Raw genomic sequence first — 6,205 nt, forward strand, 5'->3', positions numbered from 1 at the left:
TGAGGCAGTATGACCGGACCGACCGTCGGCCCCGGCACATTCGTCAGGATGTCCCGGGGCCGCGTCCACGTAGGCGCCGCGGCAGAAGCATGGCGGGGGCCCGGGTTTTGCCGGCGCCCCCTGAAGAGCGTGCGATGCTGAACGATCGCTATGCCAGATTCCCGGCTTCCGTTCCGGGCTCCTGACCCGTGGCGGGCACGACCTCCACAGCAAGGAGGGCGGCGGCGATGCGCTCGATCTTCCGCCGACACTCCGGATGACGTCCGAGATGTTCACGCGCGGCGGCCAGGGTCTCGGCCGAGGGCGCGGCACCGCGACCGAGCAGGCGGTGCACCATCTCTTCCTGCCCGAACCAGACCGCCCAGTCAAGGGCGGTCTTGTGCTTCATCACCGCGTTGATGTCCACCCCGCGGTCCAGCAGCAGGGCTACCGTTTCCGGGTGCCCCTCGTCGCCGCTCGTGGCAGCCAGCACCAGTGGAACGTAGCCCAACCGGCCTTGGGGTCCGGTTGGGGCGCCGGCATCGAGGAGAACCCCGACAACGGCCGTGTGCCCCTGGCTCGCTGCCAGGCACAGCGGCGTCGACTCCTGGTACTCACCCGCCTGTTGCTCCAGATCGGCCCCCGCTGCGATGAGTCGGCGGACGACATCGGCGTGCCCCTTGTCTACCGCCCGGTCCAGCGCCGTACGCCCGTCACCGTTCGGCGCATCCACCACGGCACCCTGCCCCAGCAGCCGGGATACCCCGATCACGTCGCCGTCGCCCGCCGCCCTCACCAGTTGATCCGCGATGTCCATACCTCGATCATCCGGGCCTCCGTGTCGAGCGAACACCCGGGGCGCCCAACGATCCGATCCACCCGCCATGGAGGCGGAGCCACGATCAGCGGATTCGGGTTGGGCCCAACCTTGCTGTCACGAACCGCCGATCGTCCAACGTCACTGGCGATCCGGGTTCGATGGCACGGGACACGGATGACCGATGACCGATGGCCGGTCACCGGCTCGGGCGGGAGTTGCACGGGTCGGTCACGGCGCTGACGTGGCGTTTGACCGATCGCAGGCGACGAATCAGTCACCCCGGCCTGCCGACCGGTCTGGGGTGCCGGTGGGCCGGTGGGTCAGCACCACCGCACGATGGGCTTTCCCAACGTCCGGGCCGCAGGGCGGGATGGCTCCCGAGGTCATGGCCGCCGCAGGGACGGACGGGGGCCGGGGCTCAGTCGGTGTCGATGCCGCGCGCGGCGAAGACCTTCGCCGCGTCCGGCACGGCCAGGACGCCGTCTTCGACGAAGGTGACCTCCCGCAGGTTGGGCAGCAGGGCGAGGTCGTCGAGCGATCGGACGTCGAACAGATCATCCTCGCCGTCCCAGGCGGGGGCGCAGTGCCGGAAGACTTCGGCGCCGGCGTCGAAGCACAGTTCCTCAACGCGGGCGAGAAGCTCGGCCGGGATCTCCAGGGTCTCGAAGTGGGTTCGGGACTCCGGCAATACCTCCGCGTGGAGGCCGTTGTCCAGAACGTAGGACGCGGGGTCGCCGATCTCCCGCTCGGCCAGCCGCGCGGGCAGGTCGTAGAGCGGGAGGAGCGGCTCGGGGCCGTACATGAGCTCCTCGATGACGAGCAGCTTGAGGTTGAAGTCGCGGAACTGGCTCATGGCCCATGAGTACCACGGAGGTACGACACGGGTCCGGCGCGCCCGGTCCCGGCCCAGACCCGGGACGTTGCCGCGGTGGGAGGCCGCGAGGCGCGGAAGCCTCCCATCCGGCCGCCTCGCCCCGCCCGGTGTGCGCAGCGGCGGGGAGGCGTCCGGCACGCGGCCGCGACCGGTGCGGATCTTGCGGAGGCTGCGAGACCCGCAACTCGAATCGCTTTGAAGCGATCAGTTTCTACAGGACCTGGACGGGGGCGGGGCAGCCGGGGATCAGTATCTGACGTGGAACTCGTTACCGCCGACGTCGAGGAACTCGCCGGGTTGGCGGTCGCGATGGGTGACTTCCAGTCGCAGCCTGTTCCGCAGCGCTTTGGGCGCCGCAGGTGGCCCCATCACCAGTGAGACCGTGCTGGTGGGCCTCCGTCGGAGCCGGACGCCCCAGTCGTGGGACTCCACCGTGTGCCAGTCGGCCTGGGACTCCCAGAAAGACGGCTGCGCGTGCCGGTCCTCTTCGGCCATGTCCAGGCAGATCGCGACGAGGCCGGAGTCTGCAAGTACTCCGGGATGCCCCGGACGCAGTACGCAGAACTCGTTGCCCTCGGGGTCAGCCAGCACATCCCAGGGGACGTCCCCCTGGCCGATGTCGACCCGCGTCGCGTCGAGTGTGAGCAGGCGGGCCACCTCGGCCTCCCAGTCCGGCCCCCCGGCCAGGTCCAGGTGGAGTCGGTTCTTGCCCGCCTTCGGCTTCGCCGTCGGCATGAACCGCAGCCGCAGGCCGTCCGTTTGGCCCCGCGTCGCGTCCTGCCAGAAGCGGTCCATACGCGCGACATCCAGCGCGTCGATCACGATCCCGGTCAGCATTCCATTCCCCCAAGCTGTCGAACCCGTCGCTGCTGTCGTCACCGCCGTCGGCATGCCATTCGGGAGCGGCGGTAGCAGCACAAGTCGCTCGGACCGAAATCAGCACGCATCCCGGAAACTCTGCCGACCAAGATCCCCGAGCACAAGGCCCGCAAGTCGAGTCATTCTGAAACGATCAGTAACGAGCTGGTGATGCGACCGCCGCGCGCAGTGCCTGGTTCGAGCACTTCCGTGAGGTGGGTGTTCTCCTGGACGATCGAAGCGCACACCGTCGAACACGCCTCGCCCCCCGACAAACGATGGAAACAACTGGTTCGCTGGACCACCACCTGCTGGTTTCGTGGCGGCGTGCTTGGGAAAACCGGGGACAGCCGCGGCGGCGCCGGTGCGGGCTGCAGCGGTTCGGCGCTACGTACGTGTGTCGGACGAGGGTGATACCTGAGTGCCCGCTTCCCCGACCAGCTTTCCGAACCGGAGTGCGAGGAACCGAGGCGGGAGGTCACCCGGCTGCCCGGCATCATCAGCGTCGAGCTCTGCCCGGTCTCCGCATGCGACTGATCCTGCCGCCGGTATCGGCGACTCTGTCGCTCCGATCCGCCTCGTGCTTGCCGGCAACCGGGGCGGCAAAGCGAGCGCGGAGTGGGCCGTGTGCATCCCACTCGTCGCGGCGAACGCTCGCACTGGCAAGCGCCATGACCATGCGTCACGGACGGCACCCGCCCCCGCACGGCACCAGGCCTGCTTCGCGGTCGCAGGCGCGGCGGTGCCGGGGGCTGCTGCTGCCCGGGTCGTGGGCATGAGCTAATGTGCGCGCTGATCAGAGGGTAAGCGCCAGAAGCAATGTGCTGGAAGAGGACCGGTCGCAGCCACCGGTTGCCGAGTGGCCGAAGCCCGAGGTTCACGTGAACCCGCAAGCCTCGCGATGCGGGGCCGTTTGCGCGTGGGTGAGGTCGTGCCGCCGGCGGGGCCACGTGGGAACCTTCAGCCTGGACCCGCTCCCGAAATTGATCAACGTGAACGTCGCGCGCAGACCGACAGGTCGCGCATTGTGCAGGAGGATCGCCGATGGAAGTGCGTGACATCGAGATCTTCTTGACTTTGGCGGAGGAGCTGCATTTCGCCCGCGCGGCTGCTCGGCTGCAGGTGTCTCAGGCACGAGTGAGTCAGGCGATCGCGCAGCAGGAGCGGCGGATCGGGGGCATGCTCTTCGATCGCGCGAACCGCCGGCAGGTGGGGTTGACCCCGTTGGGACGTCAGCTGCGTGACGACCTGCGGCCGCTGTACGCGGGCCTCTGCGGCAGCCTGGAGCGCGCACGGATGACCGCCCGCGGAGTGGCGGGGGTCCTGAGGGTCGGCATGCTGCCCTTCAACCTCGTCGAACTCCACCACTACTGGCGGACGTTCCGCAGCCGCCACCCGCATTGGGAACTGCAGATTCGCCGAGCTCCCTTCGTCGACCCCTTTGCCTGCCTACGCGACGGAACGCTGGATGCTTTGGTCGGATGGCTGCCCGTCGAGGAACCGGACCTCACCGTCGGACCCGTGCTCTTCACCGATCCCCGACTGCTCGCCGTTTCCAAGGACGACGCGCTGTCCTCTCGGTCGTCGGTGACCGTGGAGACCCTTGCCGACCGCCCGCACGCGATGGCACCCCTGATGCCGGACTACTGGGAGGACCAGTACCTGCCATTCCAAACACCACGAGGTCGCCGGATCGAACGCAGCGAAAACATCACCAACAGCGACGACCTGATCCACCTGGTGGGCACCGGCGAGATCGTCCACTGCTTCCCGGCCCACGTCACCCGGCACTGGGCCCTGACGCACATAGACTGGCTTCCCATCCGCGACATGTCGCCCCTTTCCTACGCCTTGCTGTGGCGCACCGAATCCGGAAACGAACCCATCCATGCCCTCGCCGATGTCATACGGGACCTCGGCTCGCAGGAATTCGGGTACCACTGACCGAGACGCCGAGAGCACCGGACGGACGAATCCCTGCCGATGCCGTATCAGCCTGCCCGTATGTCATGACAGCCATCTGGCGGCGTGCCGTGACGGCAAGCCGGTCCCGGAACCTTGTGCCGTCTCGGGGCAGCCGCCGCGGCTCGGTAGGTGGGACCGTTGGCCATGTCGTGGAACGTGGCCGGGCCTGGTTGGATCCGGGCGCACGGACGCATCCCTCCGGCCGCGTCTCACGGCGGCTCCGGCGGCCCGCCCACGACGTCCGGTCCCGTTCCGGACACCGATGTCCTGGACTGTGCCGTGCTGCCGGTTGTCCTTCAGACGGTGAGAGCGAGGGTGGCCACCACCGGAGCCAGGTACAGGACGGGGAACACGACCGTCTTGTACGAGCGGGCGCGCAGCACCGTGACGACCGCGCCCAGGAAGTACAGGACCAGACCGATCCCGGCGATCACGCCCACCACGGGCACCGCCAGCCCGACCAGCAGACCGGCCGCCCCCGCCACCTTGGCAAGGCCCAGCGGAGCCCACCAGGACCGGGGAACCCCGTACTCGACGAGAGGGTCGACGACGAACTGCGCCCTGCGCAGCAGGGAGACGCCTGAGAAGGCGACCCAGACGGCGGTCAGAACGGTGACGACGACTACAGCGGTCATGTGCAAGTACTCCAAGAAATCGAGCTATCGGCGAACTGAACGTCAGCGGATCGGCCGAATGCCCGGCCTGGCCCAGACTCGCCCAGGGGCTGTGCGGCATCAAGATCGAATCGCTTATCGACCCGATCACCTCAGGGTTATCTCGCCCGCGCTTCGAACGGCTACGCCTGAACGTCATGGGCGGCGAACGTGACCGGGCAGGGTGGTCGGGCCGCGTCCGCCCGCTGCGAAGGGCCGAATCGCCGTTTCCGATCACGGCCCGGGCCGGCCTGGTCGTGCCGTGGGTGGCCTGTTCCATGGACACGTCGACCTGAACGCGGCGCGGCAGCGAGCCTCTGACGAGCCAGGGGGAGCGGCTGGTGGTCCAGCGGGTACGGGTACTGCCCGACGGCAACGCGTGCGCCGCATCGTCTGCGCGGGCGAGTCGACGCCGAGACTCTCGGCACTCTCAAACAAGCCCACCACCAACCTCGTTGGCGATCCCGGGGTACCGCGGCTCGTCTTGATCGACTCTTTGAACGGCAAGCGGTACATCGGGACGGAGCACTTCTTCGTCGCACGGTTCACCGACGAGCATCCATCGCTCGTGCGGACTGGCCTGCTCCCCGATGAGCAGGCCAACCTGGACACGCACGTGTGGATCGCATGGTCGGACCTGAGCTCGCTGTCAGACCCGGTCGAGCCGCCCCGGTTGCCGGCCGTTCTCGGAGCCCTGGCGCCGGACGGCCCGTGGTGCTCGTGGATGACGGGATGTCACGGAGCCGCGGCCTGTGACGGCAAGTTCGACGGTGTGACCGGTGGGCGAGCGACGATCCTGTCGGCACCTCGGCTCGATTTCAGCCGGTCTTGACGCTCTCGATGAGAACGCGGTGGTCGGAGTGAGGCGTTGTGGTGACGGTGCACCAGTTCTTGGGCAGGCCGCTGAAGATGTAGTCGATCTTCGCGCCGGACGCGTGGGTGGGGCGGATCGTGCCGGTGACGTTGTTCTGGTCGCATTCCTCGTACCCGGGGGCCCCCGCGGTGTTCGCGTAGAGGCCGGCGGGCCATACCCAGGCGGTGGTGTTGTTCGGGTCG

The 6,205-nt window shown here is 68.4% G+C and carries 6 protein-coding genes and 1 pseudogene; 2 read left to right on the forward strand and 5 right to left on the reverse strand.

Annotated features, from left to right (window positions below; genetic code table 11):
- Nucleotides 1–148: 148 nt before the first annotated feature.
- From ACIRO3_RS33910 to ACIRO3_RS33920, 3 genes are all read right to left on the reverse strand, one after another.
- Entirely contained in the window at nt 149–796 is a 648-nt protein-coding gene (locus ACIRO3_RS33910) for an ankyrin repeat domain-containing protein (protein ID WP_404143250.1), read from the reverse strand.
- A 421-nt stretch (nt 797–1,217) separates the two neighbouring features.
- Entirely contained in the window at nt 1,218–1,652 is a 435-nt protein-coding gene (locus ACIRO3_RS33915) for a DUF6892 domain-containing protein (RefSeq protein ID WP_361779481.1), read from the reverse strand.
- 267 nt (nt 1,653–1,919) lie between these two features.
- Nucleotides 1,920–2,510, reverse strand: coding sequence for a VOC family protein (locus ACIRO3_RS33920; protein ID WP_404143252.1), 591 nt, complete (start codon nt 2,508–2,510; stop codon nt 1,920–1,922).
- Nucleotides 2,511–3,575: 1,065 nt separating this feature from the next.
- Between ACIRO3_RS33920 and ACIRO3_RS33925 the strand changes: the two genes are divergently transcribed.
- A complete protein-coding gene (locus ACIRO3_RS33925) occupies nt 3,576–4,475 on the forward strand; it encodes a LysR family transcriptional regulator (RefSeq protein WP_404143254.1) in 900 nt (299 codons plus the stop codon).
- A gap of 317 nt (nt 4,476–4,792) precedes the next feature.
- On the opposite strand, the gene ACIRO3_RS33930 is transcribed toward ACIRO3_RS33925, so the two are convergent.
- A complete protein-coding gene (locus ACIRO3_RS33930) occupies nt 4,793–5,131 on the reverse strand; it encodes a DoxX family protein (protein ID WP_404143255.1) in 339 nt (112 codons plus the stop codon).
- 397 nt (nt 5,132–5,528) lie between these two features.
- Between ACIRO3_RS33930 and ACIRO3_RS33935 the strand changes: the two genes are divergently transcribed.
- Nucleotides 5,529–5,981: a hypothetical protein gene (locus ACIRO3_RS33935; RefSeq protein ID WP_404143256.1), complete on the forward strand. Its 453-nt coding sequence runs from the start codon at nt 5,529–5,531 to the stop codon at nt 5,979–5,981.
- Here the strand turns inward: ACIRO3_RS33935 and ACIRO3_RS33940 are convergent.
- Nucleotides 5,968–6,205 (reverse strand): annotated as a pseudogene (locus tag ACIRO3_RS33940) (endonuclease/exonuclease/phosphatase family protein); the annotation flags it as partial. The gene ACIRO3_RS33935 and the pseudogene ACIRO3_RS33940 sit on opposite strands and share 14 nt — an antisense overlap.

Source organism: Streptomyces sp. NPDC102278, assembly GCF_044766345.1.
GTDB lineage: Bacteria > Actinomycetota > Actinomycetes > Streptomycetales > Streptomycetaceae > Streptomyces.